Genomic DNA, 26,290 nt, shown 5'->3' with positions numbered 1-26,290 from the left:
TCACTTCCGGGCCTCCTGTTCCTCGGGGCCGGGCCGGTCGAGGATCAGGTCGGCGGCGCGTTCGGCGGCGAGCAGGACGGTCACCATCGGGTTGATGGTGGGCATCGTCGGGAACACCGACGCGTCGACGATCCGCACGCCCTCGACGCCGAGCAGTCTCAACTCCGCGTCGCAGACGGCCATCGGGTCGTCCGGGGACCCCATGCGGCAGGTGCCCGCCGGGTGGTAGACGGTGTGCGCCGCGCGGCGGCCGTACTCCGACAGGTCGGCGTCGGAGACGACGTCCGGGCCGGGCGCGACCTCGCGGACGAGCCAGTCGCGCAGCGGGGCGGTGGCGGCGACCTCGCGGGCGACCTTCAGCCCGTCCACGATGGTGCGCTCGTCGTGCCCCTCGGGGTCGGTGAAGTACCGGAAGTCCAGGGCGGGATGCTCGGCGGGGTTCTTGCTGCGCAGCCACATGCGGCCGGTGGAGCGGGCGCGTGGCACGTTCGGCGTCATGCACACCCCGTAGGGCGGCACGGGGTAGCCCAGGCGCTCGGTGTTGACCGTGAACGGCACTTGGTAGAAGTGGAACATCAGGTCGGGGCGCGGCTGGTCCTTGTCGCGGCGCAGGAACAGGCCGGCGTCGGAGTCCATCGCGGAGTTGGGCGGCAGCGGCCCCTCGGTCTCCCAGACGATCACGGACTCGGGGTGGTCCAGCAGGTTCTCGCCCACGCCGGGCAGGTCGGCCCGGACATCGATGCCGAGACCCCGCAGGTCGCCGGCCGGGCCGATGCCGGAGAGCATCAGCAGGCGCGGGGTGTCGATGGCGCCCGCGCACAGCAGGAGTTCGCGTTCGGCCCGCACGGTGGCGGGTTCGCCGTCGGCGCCCCGGACGGCGACGCGGGTCAGCCGGCCCGACTCGTCCGGGAGCAGCCGGTGCGCCCAGGTCTCCAGCAGGAGCGTCAGGTTGGGCCGGTCCAGGACGGGGTGCAGGTAGGCGACGGAGGCGGAGGAGCGCAGGTTGCCCTCGGGCTGGTAGGCCAGGGAGAAGAAGCCGGTGCCGTCGGCGAAGGGCTCGGCGTTGAAGTCGTCGACGACGGGGACGCCGAGGGCGCGGGAGGCGGCGGTGACGAAGTCCTTGGCGATGGGATTGCGGTCGGCTTCGGCGACCGGGACGATCCGGGTGAGCAGCCGGTCGCGGTAGGGCAGGATCGTCGCCGGGTCCCAGCCGGAGCAGCCCCCGCTCACCCAGTCGTCGAGGTCCTGCGGCAACGGCAGGAAGCTGATCAGGGTGTTGTGCGAGGAGCAGCCGCCGAGGACGCGGGCCCGTGAGTGCAGGATGTGGGAGTTGCCGCGCGGCTGCTCGACGGTGGTGTAGCCGTAGTCGAACTCCGAGCCCAGCAGGTTGATCCAGTTGCGCAGGCGCAGGATGCGCTCGTCGCCGATGTCGCTGGGGCCGCCCTCGACGACGCAGACGCGGCAGTCGGAGTCCTCGCTCAGGCGGGCGGCGAGCACGCAGCCGGCGGTGCCGCCGCCGACGATGACGTAGTCGTAGGCGGACTCGGCGCCGTGCGGGGTGGTCGGGGCCATGCGGTGCCCTGCTTTCTGTGTCGTTCAGCCCTTGAACCAGCCGGAGGGTGCGGGGACGAGGTTCTGGTAGATGTGCTTGGCCTCCTGGTACTCGCGCAGCCCGGTGGGGCCCAGTTCGCGTCCGACGCCGGAGCGTCCGAAGCCGCCCCACTCGGCCTGCGGTACGTAGGGGTGGAAGTCGTTGATCCAGACGGTGCCGTGCCGCAGCCGCTGCGCGACGCGCTGGGCGCGGCTCGCGTCGGAGGTCCACACCCCGCCGGCCAGGCCGTAGCGCGTGTCGTTGGCCAGATCCACCGCCTCGTCCTCGGTGCCGAAGCGCTCTACGGTGACCACCGGGCCGAAGACCTCCTCCTGGACGATCCGCATCGACCGGTCGCAGTCGGCGAAGATCGTCGGCAGCAGGAAGAAGCCGCGGCTCAGGCCGGGGTCGTCGGGGCGGGTGCCGCCGGTGACGAGGCGGGCGCCCTCCTCCTGGGCGATGGCGATGTAGCGCTCGACCTTCTCCCGGTGCTCGGCGGAGCTGAGCGGGCCGCTCTCGGTGCCCTCTTCCAGGCCGTTGCCGAGCCGGATGGCCTGCGCGCGGCGGGCGAGGGTCTCGACGAACCGGTCGTGCAGCGAGTCCTGGACGAGCAGGCGCGAACCGGCCGAGCAGACCTGCCCGGAGTGCAGGAAGGCGGCGTCCAGCGCGTAGTCCACGGCGGCGTCGAAGTCGGCGTCCGCGAAGACGATGTTGGGGTTCTTGCCGCCGAGTTCGAGGGCGATGTTGCGCGGTCCCTCGGAGGCGCTTGCCATGATGGACCGCCCGGTGGTCAGGCCGCCGGTGAAGGACACCAGGTCGACCTCGGGGTGGCTGGTCAGGGCCGCGCCGACGGTCGCCCCGGAGCCCAGCACCAGGTTGGCGACGCCGGGCGGTGCGCCGGCCTCCTCGATGAGCCGGATCATGGCGATCGTGGTGAGCGGCGTGGTCTCGCTGGGCTTGAGGACGAAGGTGTTGCCGGCGGCCAGCGCCGGGGCGACCTTCCAGGAGGCCTGGAGCAGCGGGTAGTTCCAGGGGGCGATGAGCGCGCAGACCCCGACCGGCTGGTAGACGACGCGGCTGAGGACGTCCGGCCCGACGTCGACGACCCGGCCGCCGTCCTTGCCCGCCAGTTCGGCGTAGTAGCGGAAGGCGTTCGCCACGTCCTCGACGTCGATGCGGGCCTCGGTGAGGGTCTTGCCGGTGTCGAGGGTCTCGGTGCGGGCGATGTCCTCCTGGTCGCGCAGCAGCAGGTCACGGACGCGCAGCAGGACGTCGGCGCGGTGGCGGGAGGTGGCGTTCGCCCAGTCCCCCTGGTCGAAGGCGCGCCGGGCGGCGCGTACGGCGCGGTCCACGTCGGTGGCGTCGGCCTCGTCGACGGTGGTGACGACGGAGGCGTCGTAGGGGTTGACCACGTCCCGCCGGCCACCGGCCGCCGCCTGTGTCCACTCGCCGTCGATGTACAGCTCACCCACCGCGGGGCCTCCTTCGCATCCGGCTGGTGCCGATCGGCTCGACGGTCAGCAACATGGCCCATCGGGCGTGCGGCGGCCACGGGCCACACCGCCGCGACCGCGTCCCGGTGGCCCAGAGGACCCGGGTGGGCTAGTCACCCGGTCCCGCCCGTCCGCACGCGAGTGTGCCGGGGCTAACACCCGGGTCACGCCCGCCCGGAACCATGGAACGTTTTGAACCTCTTTGCCCCGGCGAGTCCCCCGGCCCGCCTCCCCCAATCGCCCCGCCCTGCCCCCGATACAATGATTCGCCCCTGTACGGAAGTTGACGTAGACCCCGCAGTAACATGTCAACTCCGCACCTGAAGCCCATTAGCGTGCGGTGCCGTACCAGGAGGCACCACCATGCGACCGCGACCGCCCGTCAAGGGCCGAGGCATCGTCAGCGGCACGGGGCTCATCGTCACGTGTCTGACGGCGACGCTCGCCGCGCTGGTCTTCTCCCTCTGGCCGTACACCGACCGGCCGGAGACGGGACCGGACGTGCTGAGCGCCCAGACTCTGCGCACGAGCTACGGCCCGCTGTCCGCGCTCGACCAGGACTTCCTCGTCAAGGTCCGGCTGGCCGGGCTGTGGGAGTTGCCGGCGGGGCGGCAGGCGCAGACGAAGGGGACCACCCCGGCCGTCCGGACGGCGGGCCGGCATCTCGTCGAGGGGCACGGATTCCTCGACGAACGGGTCCGCGAGGTCGCCGCGCGGCTGAACCTCGCCCTGCCGGACGAGCCCAGTGACCAGCAGAAGCAGTGGCTGGAAACCCTGGACGAGGCACAGGGTGCCGAGTACGACCGCCAGTTCGCCAACATCCTGCGGCTGGCGCACGGCAGGGTCTTCTCGGTCGTCGCCCAGGTCCGCGCGAGCACCCGCAACTCGCTGGTGCGCGACCTCGCCGACGACGCCAACACGACCGTCCTGGACCACATCAAGGTCCTGGAGGCCACGGGCTACGTCGACTTCGACGCCATGGCCCGCGACATGGCCGGCGCGAGCACGCCCCCGACGGCCGCCCCCGCTCCGGCCGCACCCTCGATTCCGGCCCCGGACCCGGCCACCACGCTTCCGCCGCCGACGTTCCGCCCGCCACCGGAACAGCGAAACGGAACGTCACATACCGACAACGCTCCGTCCGAATCGTGAACAAGGCATGGTGTTTTCGGGACCGTGTCACATACAAACAACATATGCTCTGGGTTCTTTTCCTGCTGGCGGCCTGGGCCGTGGCCGGCACGGCGTGCACGCGCCTGTGCCTGGCAGCCGTACGCGCCGCGGCCGGCGACACGAACACCGGCCGGATCCATGAACTCACGCTGTACGAGGCCGCGTTCCTCTCCGGCGGGCCCCGGCGGGTCGCCGACGTGACCCTCGTCGCCATGGCGCGCCAGCGCCGGCTGCTCCTGGCCCACACCGGCTGGGCGACGGTCGTCGATCCGCTCGGGCGGGACGAGATGGAGCAGTCGGTCATCGGGGCCATCGGCCCCGAGGGGCAGTCCCGGATAGCGCCGGTGCGGGCCGCCGCCGCCACGGCGGACGCGGTGCGCGGTATCGCCGACCGGCTGGTGCGCGCGGGACTCGCGGTGCCCGACAGCGCCCGTACGACGGTCGCGGCGGCCGTCCGGCAGGTGCGCTCAGCGGCCGTCGCCGTCCTCGCTCTCGGTGTCGCCGCGCTGCTGACGCCCGCTCCGCCGGACATGCCGCGTCATCTGGTCGCCCTGTGGTTCGCGCTGCCGCTCACCCTGACCCTGAGCTCCCTCGCCGTCGCCCGCATCGAGATCCACCCGTACTCGCGCTGGGCGTCCCCGGCCGGCCAGAGACTGCTCGGCGCACTGACCCGCAACGCGGACGGCACGGCCGACGACCGCACGTACCTCACCTCCGTGGCCGTGCGCGGCGTCAGCGCGATCGGCGAACCGGACCTGCGCGCCGCCTTCACGCACCGCTAGCACCTCCCCCGGGACACGACTGACCGGCCGGGGGCGCACAGGGGCATTGGCGCCGACACCGGCGGACGGTGCTTGCCTTCCCCAACCGCCGCACCAAACATCCCTTTCGTCGCCACCGTGCACCGAAGGGATACGCGATGAGAGCCGCCCTCCTCTACTCGGCCGCAGGATCCTTGCTGCTGAGCGCCCTCACCGCCGCCCCGGACACCGACGGCGCGACAGCGGCGGCCGAGCTGCGCGGCACCGCGGTGGCCGCCGCGCGGGCGAAGGCGGCCAGCATCGACTTCGGCCCCTGCCCCGACGCACAGGACCTCCCCGGCAGCATGCAGTGCGGCACGGTCACCGTCCCGCTGGACTACGCCCGGCCCGACGGCCGGCAGATCGAACTCGCCGTCGGCCGCGCCCGGGCCACGCGCAAGGACCCGCACCAGGGCAGGCGCGCGGTCCGCCACCAGGGCTCCCTGGTCTACAACCCGGGCGGTCCTGGCGCCTCGGGCCTGTACTTCCCCCTCGTCGGCCTGCTCCCCGAGTGGAAGCGGATCGCGGCCGCGTACGACCTCGTCGGCTACGCCCCGCGCGGGGTCGGCCGTTCCGCACCGCTGTCCTGCAAGGACCCCGAGAAGTTCTTCAAGGGGCCCACCCAGTCACCGACGCACCCCTCCGAGCCGTACAAGAAGGAACGCATCGCGCAGGCCAAGGCGTACGCGCGCGGCTGCGCCGAGCGGGCCGGCGGCGCGCTGCGGCACTACCACTCGCTGAACAACGCCCGCGACCTCGACGTCCTGCGCGCCGCGCTCGGCGAGGAACGCCTGACGTTCATGGGCTCGTCGTACGGCACGTACTTCGCAGCCCTGTACGCGACCCTGTTCCCCGGCCACGTACGGCGGATGGTGTTCGACTCGGCGGTCGACCCCGACCCGGAGCAGATCTGGTACCGCAACAACCTCGACCAGTCGGCGGCGTTCGAGGGCCGCTGGCGGGACTTCCGGAAGTGGATCGCCCGGCATCACGACGTGTACGGGCTGGGCAGGACCGCGCGGGAGGTGCGGCGCAGCTACGAGCGGGCGAGCGCGCGGCTGGCCGCCGAGCCGGCCGGCGGGAAGGTCGGGCCCGGGCAGTTGCAGCGAGCGTTCCTCCAGGCGGGGTACTACGACGACCAGTGGCCGCACCGGGCGCACGCGCTGTCGGCATACCTCAAGGGCGATCCCGGGCCCCTGGTCGAACAGGCCCAGCAGCACCCGGAGGCCGCCGCCGAGGCGGAGAACTCACGCGCGGTCTACGTCGCCGTCGAGTGCAACGACGCCCCCTGGCCGACGGACTGGGAGGTGTGGGACCGGGACAACACCCGGCTCGCGCGGCTGGCGCCCTTCGAGACCTGGGACAACGTGTGGACGAACCTGCCCTGCGCCTACTGGGAGGGGCCGCGGCAGCGGCCGCTCGACGTCGGCACCGGGCCGGGGGAACTGCCGCCGACGCTGATCCTGGCCGCCGAGCGGGACGCCGCCACGCCGTACGACGGGGCCCTCGAACTCCGCCGCCGCCTCAAGGGCTCGGTCCTGGTGACGGAGCGGGACGCCGGCGCGCACGGCCTGGCGGGCGGACCGAACGCCTGCGTCAACGGCCATGTGGAGGCGTACCTGCTGGAGGGCCGGCTGCCGGGACGGCGCACGGACTGCGCCGCGCATCCGGAACCCAAGCCGCAGCCCCAGCCGCGGTCGCAGTCCCAGCCACGGTCGCAGTCCCAGCCGCAGCCGTAGCCCCAGCCGCGGTCGGCGGCCCCGGAGCAGCCCGGGGCCGGCGGACCGCTCGGCTGATCAGGCCAGACCCGCGACCAGCTCGGCGATGTCCTTGCGGCGGCCCGTGAAGAACGGGACCTCCTCGCGGACGTGCCGACGGGCCTCCGAGGCGCGCAGGTGACGCATCAGGTCGACGATGCGGTACAGCTCGTCGGCCTCGAAGGCGAGGATCCACTCGTAGTCGCCGAGGGAGAACGAGGCGACCGTGTTGGCGCGCACGTCGGGAAAGCCGCGGGCCATCTTGCCGTGGTCGGCGAGCATGCGGCGGCGGTCCTCGTCGGGCAGCAGGTACCAGTCGTAGGAGCGCACGAAGGGGTAGACGCTCACGTAGTTCCGGGGCGTCTCGTCGGCGAGGAACGCCGGGATGTGCGAGCGGTTGAACTCGGCGGGGCGGTGCAGCGCCATGTTCGACCACACCGGCGTGAGCGCCCGGCCCAGCCTCGTGCGGCGGAAGAGGTTGTACGCCTCCTGCAGCGCGTCGCTGGTCTCCGCGTGCCACCAGATCATGAGATCGGCGTCGGCGCGCAGGCCCGAGACGTCGTACGTGCCGCGGATGGTCACGTCCTTGGCGGCGAGCTGGTCGAACAGCTCCTGGACCTCGTCGGCGTACCCGGCGCGGTCCTCGGGGAGGACGTCCTTCAGCTTGAAGACGGACCAGAGCGTGTAGCGGATGACCTCGTTGAGGTCCTTGGCCAGCTTGCCCTTGTTCGGGATGCGGTCGGGCTCGGCGCTGGAGGCCGTGGTGGAGGCGTCGTCACTCATGTTCCTCATTCTCCCGCTCCGCCGTGCAGGCTCTGCACCGGGTGGGCGGTGAGCTCCTGCACACCCCGCAGGTCACCGTGGATCTGGTCGACGGCGGCGTACGCGCTCGCGATGCACGCCGGGATGCCGACGCCGTCGTAGGGCGCGCCGCACACGGCAAGGCCCGGGAGCTTCGCCACGTGTTCGCGGATGCGGGCCACGCGCGCGTGGTGTCCGACGGGGTACTGGGGCAGGCCGTCGTCCCAGCGGGTGACGCGGGTGGCGACGGGTGCGGCGTCCAGGCCGGTGGCCGCCTTCAGGTCCTGGCGGGAGACCTTCACGAGCTCGCTGTCGTCGCGCTGGAGGATCTCCGTCTCGCCGTACCGTCCGACGGAGGTGCGCAGGACGACGAGGCCGGGGTTGTCGCCGGCGATCCAGCCCCACTTCTGCGAGGCGAACGTGGACGCCTTGATGGTGCGCCCGTCCACCGGCGGCACGAGAAAGCCGCTGCCCTCGGGCAGGCCCGCCTCGGCACGGCGGTAGGCCAGGGTGACCAGCGCCATGGAGGCGTACTCGACGCCGCCGAGCTCGGCGGCGGCTCCCGGGGACTCCGTGCGCAGGAGCCGGGCGGCGGCGGGGGCCGGGACGGCGAGCACCACCGCGTCCGCGCGCAGCACCCGCTCCCCCGCGACCACGCGCCATCCGCCGTCGGCCGCGCTGTGGCTCAGCTCCGTGACCGGCGTCCCCGTGAGGATCTCGCCCCCGCGGGCCCGCACCGACTCGGCCACCGCGAGGGGCAGCGTGCCGACGCCGCCCTGGATGCCCATGAACACCGGGCCGGTCTGCTGAGCGGCGGCCGCCTTCGCCTGGATCTCGCGGACCCCCTCCGTCAGGGAGACGTGGCCGCGGGCCGCCTGGAAGAGCTGCGGGACGGCCGAGCGCATCGAGATGCGGTACGCGTCGCCCGCGTAGACACCGCCCAGCAGAGGTTCCACCAGGCGGTCGACGACCTCGCGGCCGAGGCGCTCCGCCACGTACTCCCCGACGGCCACGTCGTCGCCGACCTCCGTGCGGGGCAGTTCGGCGTCGCGGTCGATGCGGGCGAGGCCCTCCTCGGACAGCACACCCGACAGGGCGGCGGCGGTGCCGGGCACGCCCATCACATGGCCCTTGGGCATGGGGCGCAGCGCGCCGCGGGTCCAGATCGAGGCCGTCGCCGTCGCGGGCGGCTGGAGCCGGTCGGCGAGGCCCACCTCCCGGGCGAGCGCCACCGCCTCGGGGCGGCGGGCCAGCATCGACTCGGCGCCGAGGTCCACGCGCGCGCCCGCGACCTCCCCGGGCAGCAGCTTGCCGCCCACCCGGCCGGAGGCCTCCAGCAGGGTCACCCGCGCCCCGCGCTCCAGCAGCCGGTGCGCCGCGGCCAGTCCCGCGATGCCCGCCCCGATGACGACGACCTGCCCCATGCCCGCACGGGCTTGAACTTCGCGCATGCCCCCAGCTTCTCAGACCCCACTGACAGCGCTCCCGCGCCCCGGTGTCCGGTACGAGTCCCGACCGTGACCGCATCGGAACCGTCCCGGACCAAACGTCCGGCACCGCCCGGGCGTCGAAGAAGCGTCAGCCGAACCGATCCCCGGGGGATGCCCACATGCGCACACGACGATCCGTCCGCCACCCCGTCCCGGCGCTCGCAGCGCTCCTGCTGGCCGCGGCTCTCGCGCTCACCGGATGCAGCGGCGCGGGAGAGGACTCCGCCGGCAGCAGTGCCGCCGACCGGGGAGTCGCCGCCCCGCACGCGAACGACAAGGCCGGCGCGAACGAGGCCGCCCCCGGCGGCGCCGGAAGCGGAGCCAGGGCGACCGCGCCGGCGAAGCTCCCCACGGCCCACATCATCCGCACGGCCTCGCTGACCGTGCAGGTCAAGGACGCCCCGAAGGCCCTGGAGGAGGCCCGCACCAGCACCGAGAACGCGGGCGGTTACGTCGGAAACGAGACCACCACCCGGGACGCGGAGGGCCGCGAGCGCACCCGGGTCGTGCTGCGTGTGCCCGTCGAGAAGTACGACGAGGTCCTCACCGAGCTGGAGGGCGCGGGCAAGCTCCTCGACCGCAGCGCCAAGGCGGAGGACGTCACCGACCAGGTCGTGGACGTGGAGAGCCGGATCAAGTCCCAGCGCGCGAGTGTGGCCCGGATCCGCAAGCTGATGGACCAGGCCACCAAGCTCAGCGACGTGGTCACCCTGGAGGGCGAGCTGAGCACCCGCCAGGCCGACCTGGAGGCGCTGCTCGCCCGCCAGGAGTCCCTGAAGGACCGCACGAGCCTGGCCACCATCACCCTGTCGCTGTCCGAGACCCCGGTGAAGAAGCAGGCGAAGGACGACGACCCGGGGTTCGTGGACGCGCTCGCGGGCGGCTGGAACGCGTTCGTGACGATGCTGCGCTGGCTCGCGGTGGCCCTCGGCGCGGTCCTGCCGTTCGCGGCGGTGGCCGCCCTGCTCGCGCTGCTGTGGCTGCGCGTCGTCCGTCCCCGCCTCCCGCGCCGCCCGCGCCCCGCGCCCGCCATGAGCGCCCTGGGCCCGCTTCCCACGGCCCGGCCGGCCCCGGGGTCCACGCCCGCGCGCACTCCTGACGAGCCTGCCGAGCAGGACTGAAATGCCCTGCTCCCGTAGCGTGTTCGCATGAACATGAGCCGTACGCGCAGGGAGCGACTGGTCGTGATCGGCGGCGACGCCGCGGGGATGTCCGCGGCGTCGCAGGCGCGCCGTCTGAAAGGCCCCGACGAGCTGGAGATCGTGGCGTTCGAACGCGGCCACTTCACGTCGTACTCGGCGTGCGGCATCCCGTACTGGGTGGGCGGCGACGTCACCGACCGGGACCGGCTCATCGCCCGCACCCCCGAGGAGCACCGCGCGCGGGACATCGATCTGCGGCTGCGCACCGAGGTCACGGACATCGACCTCGACGGGCAGCGGGTACGCGCGCGTGACGTCGACTCCGGCGCCGAGTCCTGGACCTCGTACGACAAACTCGTGATCGCGACCGGTGCCCGGCCGATCCGGCCGGACATGCCCGGCATGGACGCGCCCGGGGTGCACGGCGTGCAGACGCTGGACGACGGCCAGGCGCTGCTCGACACGCTGGCACGCACGCGTGGCCGCCGCGCGGTGGTCGTCGGGGCCGGCTACATCGGCGTGGAGATGGCCGAGGCGCTCATCAACCGCGGCTACGAGGTGACGGTCGTCAACCGCGGCAGCGAGCCCATGTCGACTCTCGACCCCGACATGGGCCGCCTGGTGCACAAGGCCATGGAGGGCCTGGGCATCACGATGGTGAACGACGCCGAGGTCACGGGAATCGTGACCGGGGACGACGGCCGGGTCCGGGCGGTGGCCACGCAGGACCGCGACTTCCCGGCGGACGTCGTCGTGCTCGGCATCGGCGTCCGCCCCGAGACGAGTCTCGCGAAGGCCGCCGGCCTCCCTCTCGGCACCCACGGCGGCCTCCTCACGGACCGCTCGATGCGGGTGCGCGGCCACGAGGACATCTGGGCGGGCGGCGACTGCGTCGAGGTCCTCGACCTGGTCTCCGGCCAGGAACGGCACATCGCGCTCGGCACCCACGCCAACAAGCACGGCCAGGTCATCGGCACCAACGTGGGCGGCGGCTACGCCACCTTCCCGGGCGTGGTCGGGACGGCGGTCAGCAAGGTCTGCGACCTGGAGATCGCGCGCACGGGACTGCGCGAGAAGGACGCCCACCGCGTGGGCCTGCGCTTCGAGGCGGTCACCATCGAGTCGACCAGCCGCGCGGGCTACTACCCGGACGCCTCCCCCATGACGGTCAAGATGCTCGCCGAACTGCGCACGGGCCGCCTCCTCGGCGTCCAGATCGTCGGCCGGGAGGGTGCGGGCAAACGGGTCGACATCGCGGCGGTCGCCCTCACGGCGGGCATGACGGCAGAACAGATGACCACCCTGGACCTGGGCTACGCCCCACCGTTCTCCCCGGTCTGGGACCCGGTGTTGGTAGCGGCCCGCAAGGCGGCGGCGAAGGTGCGCAGTTCTTTGTAGAGGACGGTGGAGCCAGGCACCTCAGGGGCGCGGGGCTGTATCAATGTGCGGCTCCGCCGCGTGGGCGCGAACGACCACGACGAACCCGCACCCGGCAACGAATCCGCACCCCTACGGCGAGCCCCTACGCGGTCCCAGCCGTTCCAGTGATCCGGTCGATGGCCTGCCGCGCCTGCTCCGCCGGCGGCCGCGACGGCAAGGACGACACCGACGCCGAAGCCGCCGTCACCGCCGGCGGCTGCTCCCCCGCCGGCTTCGCGTGGGACGCCACCCGCGTCGACCGCAACCGGTGGCTCACCGCCTCCTCCAGCGTCACGGGCCGCCGCATCTGGGCCGCCAGCCGCCCGGCCTCCTGGCCGAGGCGGGCCACGTCCTCCCACGGCAGCCGCACCACCAGCGTCAGCTCCGCCTCGCCGTCGGGCAGGGCGTGCATCGGAGGAGTAACTCGGTCGTTCATCGCCTGTTCCTCACGTCGGCCCCGCGACCCGCCTTCCCCGCGCCGCGGGCGGTTGCCGACACATACGCACGCCCTGACCGCTGCGTTCACCGGCCGGACCGATTCACCGGCGACGCCCCGGGCACACGTGGGGCGTGGTCATTCCCGTTCATGACGTGAACCCGGTGCGACGCACCCCCTGGGTGACGTACGCGCTGCTCGCCGCCTCCATCGTCGTGTTCCTGCTCACTCCCGGCATGGCCGGTTCCGTCGTCGGCGAGAGCAGCCTGGCCCAGCTGTGCCACCTCCAGGCGTTCCTCGACCAGTACGCGGCGGTCCCGCGGGAGCTGATCCACCACCGGATGCCCCGGCTGGTGCCCACGGGCGACATCGGGGTGGGCCCGCAGGGAGCCGGCTGCGTGGTCGGTCCGCCGCCCTACGGCAAGTCGCCGGAGCTGAGCGTCCTGACGGCGATGTTCCTGCACGGCAGCTGGCTGCATCTGCTGGGCAACATGCTGTTCCTGTGGATCTTCGGCAACAACATCGAGGATCGGATGGGCCACATCCGCTTCCTCCTGTTCTACGTGGCCTGCGGCTACGCAGCCGCGTATGTTTTCGCCCTCGTGAACGCCGACTCGGCCGCCCCTCTGATCGGCGCTTCCGGGGCGATCGCCGGGGTCCTGGGCGCCTATCTGGTGCTCTACCCGAAGGCCCGGGTCTGGGTACTGGTGCCCTTCCTGATCTTCCTGCCACTGCGGTTGCCGGCGTGGATCGTGCTCGGCTTCTGGTTCGGGCTCCAGGCGGTGTACTCCTCCGGCGAGGGCGTCTCCGACGCCGGCACTGTGGCCTACCTTGCGCACGTCGTCGGCTTCGTCGCGGGCATGCTGCTGGCGTGGCCGCTGCGGCCCGGCACCCCGCCGCCTCCGGAGCCGCGGGGGCTGCTGCTCGGGAGGCGGGCGCGGCCGGGATGGTGAGAACGGCAGCGCCGACTCGACGCAAGGAGAGAGTCATGCGCTCCGACGAGCACCAGGATGACGAGGCAAGGGCCCGGTTTCAGCCCGCAGGTGCCCCTGACTCCTCTCCCCTGCCGGGACGTCACAGCAGGCGCTTGCGGCCCCAGAAGATGATGAAGGTGACGACGGCGGCGGCGACGGCGAGCATGATGCCCGCTCCGAGCCACTGCATCGTGTGCATCTGGGAGATGGGGAGGTAGTCGATGGACCAGCCGATGACGTGCTTGGACTCCAGGCAGGCGGTGTGTGCCCGGTCGTTGTCGATCTTGTCGAGGCAGGCGGTCCAGTCCAGACGGGCTCCGGAGCTGGTGAGGAAGTAGGTGCCCTCGCCCTGCTGCACCGCCCCGGCGGGCAGCTTCGGCCGTGCGGCGCCGGGTCCGACTCCCTTGTCCGTGCTGACCGACAGGAGGTTGCCCAGGTCCAGCCGGAAGCGGTCCCAGACGACCCCGATCGCCACGACGATGCCGAGCGTGACCACCATCGACACCAGCGTGCGGCGCAGGAGCATGCCGACCGCTGCGCCCACGACGAACGTCAGCAGGGCGTAGGCCACCGGCATCACCCAGGTGACGTCGAAGAACGCGCCGCTGGTCCACTCCAGTGTGTCGGACCGTCCCTTGACCGGGCTCCACCACCAGTTGAAGACGGCGGCGAGTATCGCGGTGGACAGTGCGATCAGCGCGGCGGGCATGGCGATCTTCGTGGTGAGCCAGCGCAACCGGCTGACGGACTGCGAGGTCACCAGTTTGGCGGTGCCTGATTCCAGGTCGCCCGCGATGAGCGGGGCACCGAGCAGGACACCCGTGAGGAGAGGGACGTAGCCCAGGTATCCGCCGAAGCTGAAAAGCCGGGCCGTGTACTTCTCGGAATCGGGCGGCAGGCCATCGGACTTCTGCGGGTGCGCGTCCAGGTGGTCCACCACCTGCCCGCGCAGAAAGACCATCACGGCCGCGCACAGGAGGGTGAGGGCGATGAGGGTCCAGAACGCGGCGCGGTGCTGGCGCCAGACGAGCCAGGCCGTACCGCCGAGCCTCGGGCCGGCCTGCCGGGAGCCCGGTGCGTTCTGCGGGCGCCCGGCGGGCGCCGTGTGGGCCAGGTCGTCAGTGAGCGTGGTCATGCGGTCACAGCCTTCTGCCGGTCGCGGGCGATGATGTCGTGGATGTCGCCGACGCGGGCGCTGGGGGCGATCAGCGAGGGCGCGTCGGGTGCACGCAGATAGGCGAGCAGCAGCTCTTCCAGGGTGGGAGGCGTGACCGGCCCGCCGGACGTGATCGGAGCGCCCAGCCGCACCAGGACGCCCGGCCGGCCCTCGCCGCGGTGGGGCTCGATGACGGTGTGGGGTGCGACGGCGGGCATCGAGCCGCCCCCGGGGATGTCGAGCAGGGCGTGTGCGGCGCGTAGTTCGTCCACCTCGCCCGCGAGACGGAGACCTCCGTTCGCGACGACGAGGAGGTAGTCGCAGATGTACTCCAGCTCGGCGAGCATGTGCGAGGACACCAGGACCGTGGTGCCGTGCTCGGCGGCCTCCGCCGTCAGCGTGGCCATGAGTTCGCGGCGCACCAGCGGGTCCAGATCGGACATCGGCTCGTCGAGGATGAGCAGGTCGGGGCGCTTCCCGAAAGCCAGGGCGAAGGCGACGCGGGTGCGCTGCCCGCCGGACAGCGTGCCGATCCTCGCTTTCAGCGGCACCCGGCCCGCGTGGACGATGCCCTCGGCGACCTCCTGGTCCCACTGGGGGTTGAGCTCACGGCCGAGGCGCAGGGTCTCGGCCACGGTGAAGCGCCTGAACAGCGGCTTCTCCTGGGTGAGGAACGCGGTGCGCAGGACCGACTCCGTCGACCCCGGTGCCGCGCCGAACACCCGCAGGCTGCCGGCCGTCGGCCGGATCATGTTGGTGGCCAGTCCCATCAGGGTGCTCTTGCCGGCGCCGTTGGGGCCGACGAGGCCGCAGACCCGCCCGGCCGGCAGCCGGAAGGAAACGTCCCGCAATGCCCAGCCGCGCCGGTACTGCTTGCCGAGCCCATGGGCCTCGATCGCCGATTCGCCGACGGGGGGTGCGAAACCCGTTCCGTTTCCGCGATGCGTCCCTGGGTGGTCCATGTGTGGCTCCTGTGCGTGTGAGGGGAGGGCCGGCCCTGTGCGTGTGGGGAAGAGCGCCGGCTGGGTACGGTCGACCACTGCCGGGAAGCCGCCGACGCGGGCTCCAGATCCTCCGGGGCTCCCCACTAAGGTGATGTCGGCCGTGATCATGACGTGGTCCTTGCGTGATGAATGGCGAACGCCGCCCGGTGACCACGACTCTCCTCCGCGGCGTCTCGCGGCGGATCGGGTGAAAGACAGATCATGCGAGGCCGGCTCCGACTTTCGGCCGGTCCGCCGGAAGGACGGTGAGAGAGATGGTGCAGGCGGCGGACGAAGCGCCCACACCCACGGCAACAAGGGAGACGGGACGTTCGCAGTTACCGCCCGGCACGGAGTGGATGCTGCCCGTCACGGCGTGGATGCTGCTCGGCGGAGCCCTGGTCGGCCTTGTCGTGCTCGACTGGGCAGGCGGCCTCTACTGGATCCCCTACCACGGCCCCGCCAAGCTGATCGGCGCCCTCGTGATCGTCGCTCTCGCCGTCGTCTCACCCCGGCTCGACAGCCGGGCGCTGCCGGTGGCCGCCTGCGTGTGCGCGGTCGGGTCGCTGTGCCTCTCGGTCTGGATACACCTGGAAATGGTGGGCGCCTCGCAGCCGTTGGGATTCGCCGAGCCGGCGGCGCTCGTGTGGCTCCTGCTGCTTGTCGCCCGACGAGGGAAGCCCTCGTGGGGGGTGCTCGCCGTCCCTCTGCTGGGCATGGCGATCGTGCTGCGGCCGGTGTCGGTCTCGGTGCGGCAGTCCACCACCATCATGGCGCTGCTCTTCGCCCTGGCAGCGGTCACGGCGCTGGGCATCGGCCTCGGCATGCGCCTGCTCCTGGCGGACCGGCGGCGGCAGGCGGCGGCCCTCCGCCTTGAGCAGCGGACAGCGTTCGCCAGGGACCTGCACGACTTCGTCGCCCACCACGTGACCGGCATCGTCGTGCAGGCGCAGGGAGCCCAGGCGATCGCCGGCCGGCGGCCCGAGCTCGTACCGCCCGCGCTGCAGCGGATCGAACAGGCGGGCTCGGAGGCACTGACCTCGATGCGGCACATGGTGGGGATGCTGCGTGACGCCGACGGCGACGTGACACTGACGCCGCTGGCGGGCATCGGTGAAGTGCGTACGCTCGTCGAGGAGTTCTCGGCCGTCGGCGGCGCCCCTGCTCGGCTCGAACTGGAGGGGAACCTCGACGACCTGCCGGTCGAGGTGTCCACCACCGCGCACCGGGTGGTGATGGAGGCCCTCACCAACGTACGCAAACACGCCCACGGGTGCACCGAGGTGCGGGTGCGTGTGGACCGCTCGGGAGACCGGCTCACCGTACGGGTCAGCGACGACGGACGGCCGCGTCACCTCTCCCAGAGCGGCTTCGGGCTGAAGGGCTTGGCCGAGCGGGTGGGCCTGATCGGCGGAAACGTCGAGGCGGGCCCGGTGACGGCCGGCGGCTGGGCCGTCGAGGCGACGCTCCCCGTCTCCCCGGCCGCCTCCCCGGCGAAGGCGGCGGCGTCATGACGATCCGTGTGCTGATCGCCGACGACCAGGCCATGGTCCGTGCCGGGTTCGCGATGATCCTCGCTGCGGAAGACGACATCGAGGTCGTCGGCGAGGCCACGGACGGGGTACACGCAGTGGAACTCGCCGAGCGCAACCGGCCCGACGTGGTGCTGATGGACATCCGCATGCCCCGCATGGACGGGCTGGAGGCACTGCGCAGACTGACCCGCCCCGGCACCGTTGATCCGCCGAAGGTCGTCGTGGTGACGACGTTCGACGACGACGAGTACGTCCACCGCGCTCTGGGCGAAGGCGCCTCCGGATTCCTGATCAAAGACTCGGGCCCCGCCCTCCTCGTCGAGGCCATCAGGGCGGCCGCCTCCGGCGAGGCGCTGGTCAGCCCGGCTATCACCGTCCGGCTGCTGCGGCGCCTCAACAGCGCCGTGCCCGCCCCCCGGGAACCGCACACCGCACTGTCCGCACGGGAGAACGACCTGGTGCGCCTGGTGGCCAGAGGGCTGACCAACGCCGAGATCGCCACCGAACTGACCATCTCGGTCGGCACGGTGAAGACTCATCTCTCCAACGTGCAGATCAAGCTCTCAGCCCGCAACCGTGTGGAGATCGCCGCTTGGGCCTGGGAATCCGGGGTCGTCGACGGGCGAGGGTGAGAAAGCGGGCGCGCTCGTAGAGCGGGCTCGTGGAACAGTTGAGCTTGGCGGATCGCGCGTCGATGACGGCGGTCGGCTGCTCGAACGCCTCGCTCCGGGTCACCGCCGCCATGGGCGTCCCTCCCTCGAAGGGGTGGGACCGCGGTCATGCCGCCAAGCGGGTGCCGCGGCGCCAGACGGCACGGGTGTTGAGGGTGTCGCTGATGTTGCTGGTCGGGTCGCCGTCGACCAGCAGGAGGTCGGCGCGAAGGCCCTCGGCGATGCGGCCCCGGTCGCTGAGGCGGAAGCGGCGGGCCGTGGTCGCCGTGGCCGCGCGCAGGGCCCGTGCGGGTGTGAGACCGGCCGCCACCAGGTATTGCAGTTCGTGGTGCAGGCTCGCTCCGTGTGCCAGGCCCCCGAAGAACGTCTCGGGCATGGAGACGTCGGTGCCGGCCAGCACGTCGACACCGGCGGCGTCCAGCGCGCGCACGGTGTCGTACACGTCGTGGAGCTTGCCCTGCGGGTAGCGGTTGTAGCTGGAGCGCAGGGTCCGGTCCCAGTCGGCGTCGAGGCGTGCGGCGACCCGGGGGTCGTCGGCGAGCTCGCTGCCGGTGATTCCCATCATCGAGGCGTTGAGGGTGACGCAGGGGATGACGAACATGCCCGCGTCCTTGATCAGCCTGATGATCTCGGCGGTGTGCGGCTGGTCCATGAACACGTGGGTGACGCCGTCGATGCCGGCTTCGGCGGCCGTCCTGGTGGCCTCCAGGGTCAGCGCGTGGGCCACGGTCAGTGCGCCGTACTTCTTGGCTTCGGCGACACCGGCGTGCACGGTGGCCTGGTCGAGCGCGGGCAGCCCAGGGTGTCCCTCCACGCTGCCGTCGTCGATCATGAACTTGATGAAGTCGGACCCCCGGGCGAGGAGCTGAGGCACGAAGGCGGCGGCCTCTTCGGGTGTGGTGGAGAGGGGCATCAGGGGCATCACCGGGGGTAGGTCCCACTTGGGCCGGAACCCTTCGGGCATCAGCTCGCTCGGGTGACCACCGGGCGGTGTGATGGCGAAGCCGGAGGAGCGCACGTCGGCCTGTGTGTCGTCATCGGTGATGGCCCCCCGGTTCTCCCGGGTGTTCATCCCCTGCATCTCCAGTTCGGTCGTCACCCCGAACCGCAGGGCGAGCGCCAGGGAGCCCGGGGCGGAGTGGACGTGGGCGTCGATGAGTCCCGGCAGCAGTGTGGCGCCGCTGCCGTCGACGATCTCGCTGCCCTCGGGAGCGTCGCCACCGACGCGGGCGATCCTCCCGCCGTCGATGACCACGGTCCGCACGCCGACCGCCTTCTCCCCGTCGAAGATCTGCGCGTTGGTGATCGCGGTGAGCGCCATGGCGGTCCGCCTCATTCCCTAGCTAGTTCAAGATTTACATACCCGATGCTATGTACTTATTGAATGGTATGCAAATGTGCCGGGCGGACCTAGACTCGGCACATGAGCAGCACGTCCTCCTCCGAGCAGCCCCCCGACGACCCGGCGCTGGACCAGATCGGCCCGGCGCTGTCCCGTCTGCGGCGCCGCGCACCGGCATCGGGCAAGGACCTCTCGCGCAACCTCGTGCTCAACGTCATCGCCGACGCGCCGGGCGAGACGACCGTCGGCGGGCTTGCCGCCGAGATGGGCGTCGCGCAGCCGGTGGCCAGCCGGACCGTCGCCGCCTGCATAGCGGACGGGCTGCTGCGGCGGGCGGCATCCCAGTCCGACGGACGCCGCACCGTGCTCGAACTCACCGAGCACGGCGAGGCCGAACGCAACCGCTTCGCCGTCGAACAGCGGGAAGCGTTCCTGGAGATCACCGCCGCCTGGTCACCGGAGGAACGGACCCAGTTCGCCCGGCTCCTGACTCGATACGCAGCCGACGCCACCGCCTGGTCCAGGAAACAGACCACAAGCAGCGATTGAACGAGCAGCGCCCCGAGACCGAGTCACGGCCAGGAGCCGAGGCGTCGATCGCACTGTCGGGCGAGCTGCCGCCGACTCTCCGAGTGCGGCGTCACGAAGCCAGCAATGGATGCCGTGCGACAGGCAGGACCGACTGATCCTCGACGGTTCGCTCCGCCTGGCTGATCTCGGCCCAGACGGCGTCGAGAGACAGGCCGAGGGTGTCGGCGATCGCTGCGATGGTCGGGAAGGCGGGGGTGGCCACACGGCCGGATTCGATCTTCCGCAGAGTTTCCGGCGAGATGTGCGAAGCGAGCGCCACGTCCAGCATCGAGCGGCAGCCCCGGGCTCGGCGGAGCAGGGCGCCAAGGCGCTGTCCGCGTTCTACCTCGGCGGGGGTGAGCGGCAACCTGACCATGACCCCATTCTAATACCGGTACAGTAATACCGGGATAGTTATTGGAACATAGGTGAGAGGCCCCCCATGATTGAGATCCTGAACTCCGCGCAGCTCGAGCGGGCGAGGGACACCGGCGCCCTGGTCGGAAACATCCTGCACACGCTGAAGCAGCGCAGCACGGTCGGGACGAACCTGCTGGACATCGACCAGTGGGCCAAGGAGATGATCATCGAGGCGGGAGCGCAGTCCTGCTACGTCGACTACGCGCCTTCCTTCGGGCGCGGCCCGTTCGGGCACTACATCTGCACGGCCGTCAACGACGGAGTGCTCCATGGGCGGCCTCACAACTACACGCTGGCAGACGGGGATCTGCTGACTCTCGACCTCGCCGTAGCCAGGGGCGGGGTGGCCGCGGACGCCGCGATCAGCTTTCTGGTGGGCAAGGCCAGGCCGGCGGAGAGCGTCGCGATGATCGAGACGACCGAACGTGCACTCGCCGCCGGCATCGCCGCCGCCAAGCCTGGGGCCCGTGTCGGCGACCTCTCCCACGCCATCGGCACGGTCCTCAGCGAGGCGGGCTACCCGATCAACACCGAGTTCGGAGGCCACGGCATCGGCTCGACCATGCACCAGGACCCACACGTCGCGAACACCGGACGGCCCGGCCGCGGATACAAGCTGCGCCCCGGACTGCTGCTCGCCCTGGAGCCCTGGGTCATGGCCGACACTGCCACACTCGTCACCGACGCCGACGGCTGGACGCTGCGCAGCGCGACAGGCTGCCGGACCGCGCACAGCGAGCACACCATCGCCATCACCGACAGCGGAGCCGAAATTCTCACCCGACCGTAAGGGGGGTAGCGCCGAGTCCGCCAGATGCGGTTGCCGTTCGGGTGATGAGGGTGTCCACGAGCTGGTCCGCGGGGCCGACCGCCGGACGCGCAGGCAGAACACCGGTGCTACCTGTCTGCGCCCAGCCGTCGGGCGGAAGCCGGGTGCCTGTTGACTCTCCCTGCATGGGAGACCCAAGGGTGGAGCGCATGCACGTCGGTGACAACACGCTCTGGAGTATCGGGGAGGTCGCCCGGAAGACCGGGCTGTCGGTGAAGCTGATCCGGCACTGGTCGGACGCCGGGGTCGTTCACCCGGCACGTCGGACTCCGGCCGGCTACCGGCTGTACGGCACCGAGGCACTGGCCCGGCTGCAGCTGGCGCAGACACTGCGAGGGCTGGGCCTGGGGCTGGCGACGATCCGGGACGTACTGGAGCGCGAGAGCACCCTTTCAGAGGTGGCCGCGACGCACATCGACGCGCTGGAGAAGCAGATCCGCACGCTGCGAACGCAGCAGGCCGTGCTGCGCTCCGTCACCCGCCGCAACACCACTGCCGAGGGGCTCACCACCATGACCGAGCTGGCGCGCATGTCCGCCGCCGAACGCCGTGCCATCATCCAGGGCTTCGTCACCGACACCCTGGGAGAACTGGACGTACCCACCTACCGCCGGGGCCTGCTGGCGGCCACCCCTGACCTGCCCGCCGATCCCACCGACGAGCAGGTCGACGCCTGGCTCGAACTAGGCGAACTCGTCAGGAATCCGGCTCTGCGCGCCAGTGTGCGCCGTATGGCCCGCTACGCCGCCGAACACCACCCAGGCGAGCACGACGACAGCGCGTTGCGGGACGCAGAGCAGGCGACAGACGACTGGCTGCGGCGAGTGGAGACAGCGAGGGCGCAAGGCATCGCCCCGGACTCGCCGGCAGCCGATCCCGTCGTCACCGCCATCGTGGCGACCTGGATCCCCACGCAGGCCGCTCCGGACGGAAAGGAGCTCGTCGACGACGCGCAGGCCAGAAGCCTGCTCCTCGAGCAGCTCGAAGTCGCCTCCGACACCCACGTGGAGCGGTACTGGCAGCTGCTGTGCATCATCAACGGCTGGCCCGTGCGGCCCAGCATGGCGGCAGCCGGCCGATGGCTGACTGCGGCACTGCGGGCGCATCCTGAACCCGGTGCACGAGCCGCGCAACTCGCCCAGTTGTACGACGGTGGGCAGGACGTGTGGGAACCGACGGGCGTGCTCCACGCCTGTGACGAAGTCCTGGACGCCGTCGGCGGGCTCGTCTCCGCGGTGGAACCGGACCAGTTCGACCGGCCAACGCCCTGCGCCGACTGGGACGTTCGCACCCTCCTCAACCACCTGGTCTGGGAGAACCTGCTGTGGGCCGGCCTGGCCGACGGAGCTCCCCGTTCCGACTTCACCGCCGACCACCTCGGGGATGACCATGTCGCGGCATTCCGTACCGCATCCCAGGCCGCACGATCGGCCTTCAGGCGCCCGGGCATGCTCGAGCAGCGCTACGGGCCCGCTCCCGGGCGACGGCTCGTCGAGCAGTTGGTGATCGAGATGCTGGTCCACGGCTGGGACCTGGCCCAGGCCATCGGGCACCCCTACGACACCGTTCAGCACGTCGCTGAGACAGCCCTCCCCGTCGTACGCGAGATCTACGGCGACCTGCCCCGTACTACCGCCGGTTCCTTCGCTCCGCCGCAGCCGGTCCCCGATGACGCCGGCCCACTCGACCGTCTCGCCGCCTACCTGGGCCGCTCAGTCACATGACGAACGGCCAGCGCGACCACATTCCCGTGTACGCCCAGGAGGTACGCCTCGCAGCTCTGCATCGAGTTGACCACTGACCCGAAGAACTGCGCGGCGCTTCGGTCAGGGCGAACTCTGCGGGTGAGGTCGGCGCAGGGTGGCGTGGAGGGTGCCGAGCAGGCCCAGGGCCTGGGCGCTGAGGCTGCCCGGTTCGGCGTGGTAGATGACGAGCTGCTGGCCGGGCGCGTCGGTCACGTCGAAGGCCTGGTAGGTGAGAGTGAGGGGACCGACGTCCGGGTGGCGCAGGTGTTTGGCGTCCTGGGTCTTGCCGCGCACAGTGTGAGCCTTCCAGAGGCGGGTGAACTCCCGGCTGTGCTCGGTGAGGGTGCGGACCAGCGCGCGCAGCCGTGGGTCGTTCGGGTCGAAGCCCGCTGCGTGGCGCAGGTTGGCGACGGTGGCCTGGGCTGCCCGGTCCCAGTCCGTGTAGAAGTGCCGGCCCGCGGGGTCGAGGAACGTCATGCGTGCCAGGTTGTCCGCCGGGTCGAACGGGGCGTAGAGGGCGTCGGCCAGGGCGTTGGTGGCGAGGATGTCCAGGGTCCGGTCGAGGACGAACGCGGGGGTGTTCGGGTAGCCGTCCATCAGTTGGCGCAGTGCTGGACTGACCTGCTCGGCGGTGTGGGCGGCGGGCTGGTGGCTTGGTGTGGCCCCGGCCAGTCGGTACAGGTGCGCGCGGGCGTCGGTGCCGAGCCGCAGCGCGCGGGTGAGTGCGTCGAGCACCTGGGGTGAGGGGTTGCGCTCGCGCCCCTGTTCCAGGCGGGCGTAGTAGTCGGTGTTCACTCCGCTCAGGACGGCGACCTCCTCGCGGCGCAGTCCGGCGACCTTGCGGGTCCCGTAGCTCGCCATGCCGACGTCCTGCGGCCCCAGGTCGGCGCGGCATGCGCGGAGGAAGTCGCCCAAGTGGTTGTCGGCCGTGCGTTCAGGCATGCGTACCAGGGTAGGCGGGGCCCGGCGCTCTGCCTGGGTGTGCCGCACCCAGGCAGAGCGCAACCTGGCCGATGGCCGGCTGCCTGCCCATGCTCGGTGGGGCGCTACCAACGCGAGGGAAGCGCACTGATCGAGCAGTACGAAGGGGAGGAGCCCGCCATGAACGGGACCCTTGGAGGCGACCGGCAGGCCGCCGAGTTCGCCGGAAAGGTCGCCGTCGTCACAGGGGGCGCGCGGGGCGTGGGCAGGGAGACCGTAGCGCTGCTGAGCGCTCGCGGCGCCCATGTCGTCGCCGTCGACCTGCGCCCGGAGACCGAGACCTTGCCGGACGAATTTCCCGGCGTCCTGCCGGTGACCGGTGACGTGACGCGGGAGGAGACCGCCGTCCAGGCCGTTGAGCGGGCCATCGACGCCTTCGGCGGGCTGGACATCCTGGTGAACAACGCCGGGCGCACCCTGAACAAGCCCGTCACCGACACCACCGCCGAGGACTGGGACGCGGTGATGGCGGTCAACGCCCGCGGCTCCTTCTTCTTCGCCCGCGAGGCCTTCCGGGCCATGAGGGCCCGCGGTGGCGGCGCCATCGTCAGCACCGGCTCCTACACGTGCACCGTCGCGCTGCCCGAGGGCGCCGCCTACAGCGCCTCCAAGGGCGCTCTGGCCCAGCTGACCAAGGTGCTCGCGGTCGAGGGCGGGCCCTTGGGCATCCGCGCCAACCTCGTCGCCGCGGGTGTGATCGAGACCGACTTCCTCGACACGTTCCGCTCCGACAGTCGCGCATACCTGGCGTCCTTCGCCGACGCACAGCCCCTGGGCCGCGTGGCGCAGCCCGCGGAGATCGCCGAGGTCCTGTGCTTCCTCGCATCACCGCGCTCCAGCTTCGTCACGGGAGCCGTGGTCGCCGCCGACGGCGGCCTCACCGCGCTCTGATCCGGCACACGGGACACCGAGCACACCAGACAGGAATCGAGGGAATGATCGCCATGACGGGACGCCTGACAGGAAAGACAGCGCTGATCACGGGCGCGACAGGAGGCATCGGGCGGGCCACCGCGGAGCTGTTCGCCCGCGAAGGAGCACGTCTCGTGGTCACCGATGCCTCCGCCGACGCCGCGGCGGACCTGGCGGCACGGCTGGAGAGCGGTGGCGCCCAGGCCATGGGCATCGGCCTGGACGTGTCGTCGGCACAGCAGTGGAGCGAGGCCATCCCCCAAGTCGAGCAGCGCTTCGGAGGGCTGGACGTGCTGGTGAACATCGCGGGCATCGTGGACTGGCCCGGCGTCGAGGACACCGATCAGCAGGCGTGGGATCGGGTGATCGCGGTCAACCAGACCGGCACCTGGCTGGGCATGAAGACCGCCATGCCGCTGCTGCGCGCCAGCGGCAACGGCTCGGTGGTCAACACCTCGTCCGTCCTGGGGCTGATCGGCAGCGGGGCCGCCGCCGCGTACCAGGCGTCCAAGGGCGCGGTACGCCTGCTGACCAAGACCGCCGCGGTGGAGTACGCGACTCAGGGCGTGCGCGTGAACTCCGTGCACCCGGGGGTCATCGCCACTCCCATGATCCAGGAGATCCTCGACGACGAAGGGGACCAGCAGCCCGACATCGTACGCACCCCGATGCGGCGCGCCGGCCGCCCCGAGGAGATCGCCCCCACGATGCTGTTCCTGGCCAGCGACGAATCCTCGTTCGTCACCGGGGCGGAGTTCGTCGTCGACGGCGGGCTCACCGCACACTGACCCGACGGCTCCTCGCACCCGACAGACGCGGGCGACCAGTGCTGTCAGTGCCCGTTGATAACGTGCTTCGTCCAGTCGTGGAGTTCATGAAGGGACGGGGTACGTGCGGAATGTGCCATGCCATCAGGTCGGCGAGCAGCGGTTGGCCGAGGCGCTCGACGACATCGACGGGCGGGCCTACACGCGGTGGCACTCGCTGCGGTACGGCAGCATCTCGCCGACGCTGATCCGGGCCATGGCGGACGAACTGCTCGACCATGTCGCCGCGCGAACGGTGACGGAGCCGGGGCTCGACGCTGCGGCCGGCACGGTCGCCGTCACCGCCGCGGAGTGTGTGCACGGAGTGCTGAGCATCATGTGCTTCCCGAGCGGGGACCAGGAACTCCGGTTCCCCCTCGTCGGGGAGCGGATCAGCACGGACCCGGACGACGACGAGTTCGGGGACGGGCCCATCACCTTCCGGGACGTCGTCAAGGAGGCGCCCACCGCGCGGACATGGCTCGACATGTTCGAGATGTGTGTCGTCAGCGGGCATGTGTGGGACTGGGAGCGGGTCACCGGGCTGCTGCTGCGCGGCGACTACGCGCCCGCCATCCGTGACGGCGTGCCCTACAACCGGTACACCTCCGTCTCCGACCCCGCCGACCTCGCCGCCATGGACGCCCTGTGCCCCTATCTCACCGAGGCGGCCGGGCATCTGCCCCGCGACTGGCCTACGGTTCCGCTGCGCAAGCCGGACGCCGGGGAGCGCACGGAGGCCGCCCGGCGGCTCGACGAGGTCGGCGACGCACTGAGCGCGGACCAGCGGCTGCTCCGCGTACTCCTCGACGACGACCAGCACGCCTTCGAGGACGCCCTCGTCGCCCGGCTGGTCGCGTACCGGGAGAGCGTCGAGGCCGATGCCGGTGATCCCCCGCCCCGGTCCCTCCTCCCCCTCGGCACCCTCGCCCTGGCCTGCCTCGCCGTCCAGGTCCATGGGTGGGAACTCGGTGTCCGGTCCGGATATCTGCCGTACGGTCTGCTGGGATCGCCGGACGCGCCGCGCCGGGCGGCGGAGGGAAGCCGGAACAATGTGGGCTGCTGGGCCGCCAAGTAGGCCAGTACTGGCGGGCCACCCCGGCCGAGGATCTCGGACGCCGGCACGGTGGCGTACGCGAACACGTCGTGGGTTTTGTCGCCGGCATGCTGATCGCCTGGCCGCTGCGCCCCGGCACACCACCGCCGCCGGAGCCGCCCAGCATCCTATTTCGGCAGGCGGGCGCGGCCCCGGCACAGCTGGTGA

Annotated in this window: 24 protein-coding genes and 1 pseudogene; 15 read left to right on the top strand and 10 right to left on the bottom strand. The window is 71.7% G+C overall.

Annotation, left to right across the window (positions count from 1 at the left end):
• Positions 1-1,572, bottom strand: a complete 1,572-nt coding sequence (locus ACZ3I3_RS34815; protein WP_467371623.1) for a GMC family oxidoreductase — start codon at positions 1,570-1,572, stop codon at positions 1-3.
• Between the two features lie 24 nt (positions 1,573-1,596).
• Positions 1,597-3,063, bottom strand: coding sequence for an aldehyde dehydrogenase family protein (locus tag ACZ3I3_RS34810; protein ID WP_467371621.1), 1,467 nt, complete (start codon positions 3,061-3,063; stop codon positions 1,597-1,599).
• A 384-nt stretch (positions 3,064-3,447) separates the two neighbouring features.
• Here ACZ3I3_RS34810 and ACZ3I3_RS34805 point away from each other — a divergent pair, with 384 nt between their 5' ends.
• The 3 genes from ACZ3I3_RS34805 (at position 3,448) to ACZ3I3_RS34795 (ending at position 6,796) form a co-directional block, all read left to right on the top strand.
• Complete coding sequence (locus ACZ3I3_RS34805) at positions 3,448-4,236, top strand: DUF4142 domain-containing protein (RefSeq protein ID WP_467371619.1); 789 nt, start codon at positions 3,448-3,450, stop codon at positions 4,234-4,236.
• Between the two features lie 44 nt (positions 4,237-4,280).
• Positions 4,281-5,039: a TIGR04222 domain-containing membrane protein gene (locus ACZ3I3_RS34800; RefSeq protein ID WP_467371617.1), complete on the top strand. Its 759-nt coding sequence runs from the start codon at positions 4,281-4,283 to the stop codon at positions 5,037-5,039.
• A 137-nt stretch (positions 5,040-5,176) separates the two neighbouring features.
• The gene (locus ACZ3I3_RS34795) at positions 5,177-6,796 is read left to right on the top strand and encodes an alpha/beta hydrolase (RefSeq protein WP_467371615.1); all 1,620 of its coding nucleotides are present in this window, start codon (positions 5,177-5,179) and stop codon (positions 6,794-6,796) included.
• 57 nt (positions 6,797-6,853) lie between these two features.
• Here ACZ3I3_RS34795 and hemQ read toward each other — a convergent pair whose 3' ends face one another.
• Entirely contained in the window at positions 6,854-7,597 is a 744-nt protein-coding gene (gene hemQ / locus ACZ3I3_RS34790; protein WP_356923345.1) for a hydrogen peroxide-dependent heme synthase, read from the bottom strand.
• Positions 7,598-7,602: 5 nt separating this feature from the next.
• A complete protein-coding gene (hemG, locus tag ACZ3I3_RS34785) occupies positions 7,603-9,066 on the bottom strand; it encodes a protoporphyrinogen oxidase (protein WP_467371612.1) in 1,464 nt (487 codons plus the stop codon).
• A gap of 158 nt (positions 9,067-9,224) precedes the next feature.
• On the opposite strand from hemG, the gene ACZ3I3_RS34780 reads away from it, so the two are divergent.
• Both ACZ3I3_RS34780 and ACZ3I3_RS34775 read left to right on the top strand, forming a co-directional pair.
• Entirely contained in the window at positions 9,225-10,226 is a 1,002-nt protein-coding gene (locus ACZ3I3_RS34780) for a DUF4349 domain-containing protein (protein WP_467371610.1), read from the top strand.
• Positions 10,227-10,253: 27 nt separating this feature from the next.
• Entirely contained in the window at positions 10,254-11,645 is a 1,392-nt protein-coding gene (locus ACZ3I3_RS34775; protein WP_467371608.1) for an FAD-dependent oxidoreductase, read from the top strand.
• A gap of 124 nt (positions 11,646-11,769) precedes the next feature.
• Here the strand turns inward: ACZ3I3_RS34775 and ACZ3I3_RS34770 are convergent, their stop codons facing one another.
• Positions 11,770-12,102 carry a hypothetical protein gene (locus ACZ3I3_RS34770; RefSeq protein WP_467371606.1) on the bottom strand — a complete coding sequence of 111 codons (333 nt, stop codon included), beginning with the start codon at positions 12,100-12,102 and terminating at the stop codon, positions 11,770-11,772.
• A 134-nt stretch (positions 12,103-12,236) separates the two neighbouring features.
• On the opposite strand from ACZ3I3_RS34770, the gene ACZ3I3_RS34765 reads away from it, so the two are divergent.
• Positions 12,237-13,055, top strand: coding sequence for a rhomboid family intramembrane serine protease (locus tag ACZ3I3_RS34765; RefSeq protein WP_467371604.1), 819 nt, complete (start codon positions 12,237-12,239; stop codon positions 13,053-13,055).
• Between the two features lie 121 nt (positions 13,056-13,176).
• Here the strand turns inward: ACZ3I3_RS34765 and ACZ3I3_RS34760 are convergent, their stop codons facing one another.
• Both ACZ3I3_RS34760 and ACZ3I3_RS34755 read right to left on the bottom strand, forming a co-directional pair.
• Positions 13,177-14,211, bottom strand: coding sequence for an ABC transporter permease (locus ACZ3I3_RS34760; protein WP_467371602.1), 1,035 nt, complete (start codon positions 14,209-14,211; stop codon positions 13,177-13,179).
• Positions 14,208-15,194 carry an ABC transporter ATP-binding protein gene (locus ACZ3I3_RS34755; RefSeq protein WP_467371600.1) on the bottom strand — a complete coding sequence of 329 codons (987 nt, stop codon included), beginning with the start codon at positions 15,192-15,194 and terminating at the stop codon, positions 14,208-14,210. The genes ACZ3I3_RS34760 and ACZ3I3_RS34755 overlap by 4 nt, the downstream gene beginning before the upstream one ends.
• A gap of 380 nt (positions 15,195-15,574) precedes the next feature.
• Between ACZ3I3_RS34755 and ACZ3I3_RS34750 the strand changes: the two genes are divergently transcribed.
• On the top strand, positions 15,575-16,729 hold the full coding sequence (locus ACZ3I3_RS34750; RefSeq protein WP_467371598.1) for a sensor histidine kinase: 1,155 nt from the start codon (positions 15,575-15,577) through the stop codon (positions 16,727-16,729).
• Complete coding sequence (locus tag ACZ3I3_RS34745) at positions 16,726-17,382, top strand: response regulator (RefSeq protein WP_467371596.1); 657 nt, start codon at positions 16,726-16,728, stop codon at positions 17,380-17,382. The genes ACZ3I3_RS34750 and ACZ3I3_RS34745 overlap by 4 nt, the downstream gene beginning before the upstream one ends.
• 145 nt (positions 17,383-17,527) lie before the next feature.
• Here the strand turns inward: ACZ3I3_RS34745 and ACZ3I3_RS34740 are convergent, their stop codons facing one another.
• Positions 17,528-18,742 carry an amidohydrolase family protein gene (locus ACZ3I3_RS34740; RefSeq protein ID WP_467371594.1) on the bottom strand — a complete coding sequence of 405 codons (1,215 nt, stop codon included), beginning with the start codon at positions 18,740-18,742 and terminating at the stop codon, positions 17,528-17,530.
• Between the two features lie 102 nt (positions 18,743-18,844).
• Here ACZ3I3_RS34740 and ACZ3I3_RS34735 point away from each other — a divergent pair, with 102 nt between their 5' ends.
• Positions 18,845-19,312, top strand: a complete 468-nt coding sequence (locus ACZ3I3_RS34735; RefSeq protein ID WP_467371592.1) for a MarR family winged helix-turn-helix transcriptional regulator — start codon at positions 18,845-18,847, stop codon at positions 19,310-19,312.
• Between the two features lie 91 nt (positions 19,313-19,403).
• Here the strand turns inward: ACZ3I3_RS34735 and ACZ3I3_RS34730 are convergent, their stop codons facing one another.
• Entirely contained in the window at positions 19,404-19,709 is a 306-nt protein-coding gene (locus ACZ3I3_RS34730; protein WP_467371590.1) for a helix-turn-helix domain-containing protein, read from the bottom strand.
• Between the two features lie 66 nt (positions 19,710-19,775).
• Here ACZ3I3_RS34730 and map point away from each other — a divergent pair, with 66 nt between their 5' ends.
• On the top strand, positions 19,776-20,543 hold the full coding sequence (gene map, locus ACZ3I3_RS34725) for a type I methionyl aminopeptidase (RefSeq protein ID WP_467371588.1): 768 nt from the start codon (positions 19,776-19,778) through the stop codon (positions 20,541-20,543).
• Between the two features lie 164 nt (positions 20,544-20,707).
• The gene (locus ACZ3I3_RS34720) at positions 20,708-22,306 is read left to right on the top strand and encodes a TIGR03086 family metal-binding protein (RefSeq protein ID WP_467371586.1); all 1,599 of its coding nucleotides are present in this window, start codon (positions 20,708-20,710) and stop codon (positions 22,304-22,306) included.
• A 102-nt stretch (positions 22,307-22,408) separates the two neighbouring features.
• Here the strand turns inward: ACZ3I3_RS34720 and ACZ3I3_RS34715 are convergent, their stop codons facing one another.
• Positions 22,409-23,269, bottom strand: a complete 861-nt coding sequence (locus ACZ3I3_RS34715) for a helix-turn-helix transcriptional regulator (protein ID WP_467371584.1) — start codon at positions 23,267-23,269, stop codon at positions 22,409-22,411.
• 159 nt (positions 23,270-23,428) lie between these two features.
• Between ACZ3I3_RS34715 and ACZ3I3_RS34710 the strand changes: the two genes are divergently transcribed.
• From ACZ3I3_RS34710 to ACZ3I3_RS34695, 4 genes and pseudogenes are all read left to right on the top strand, one after another.
• Positions 23,429-24,199: an SDR family NAD(P)-dependent oxidoreductase gene (locus tag ACZ3I3_RS34710; protein ID WP_467371582.1), complete on the top strand. Its 771-nt coding sequence runs from the start codon at positions 23,429-23,431 to the stop codon at positions 24,197-24,199.
• Between the two features lie 53 nt (positions 24,200-24,252).
• The gene (locus ACZ3I3_RS34705) at positions 24,253-25,008 is read left to right on the top strand and encodes an SDR family NAD(P)-dependent oxidoreductase (protein WP_467371580.1); all 756 of its coding nucleotides are present in this window, start codon (positions 24,253-24,255) and stop codon (positions 25,006-25,008) included.
• 103 nt (positions 25,009-25,111) lie between these two features.
• Positions 25,112-26,104 (top strand): immunity 49 family protein, encoded by a 993-nt coding sequence (locus ACZ3I3_RS34700; RefSeq protein ID WP_467371578.1) that lies wholly within the window; start codon positions 25,112-25,114, stop codon positions 26,102-26,104.
• Between the two features lie 30 nt (positions 26,105-26,134).
• Positions 26,135-26,290 (top strand): annotated as a pseudogene (locus tag ACZ3I3_RS34695) (rhomboid family intramembrane serine protease); the annotation flags it as partial.

This window comes from Streptomyces sp. NPDC016851 (assembly GCF_055562795.1).
The sequence above is the reverse complement of the archived record's forward strand: the minus strand, read 5'-3'. Positions and strand labels throughout refer to the sequence as shown.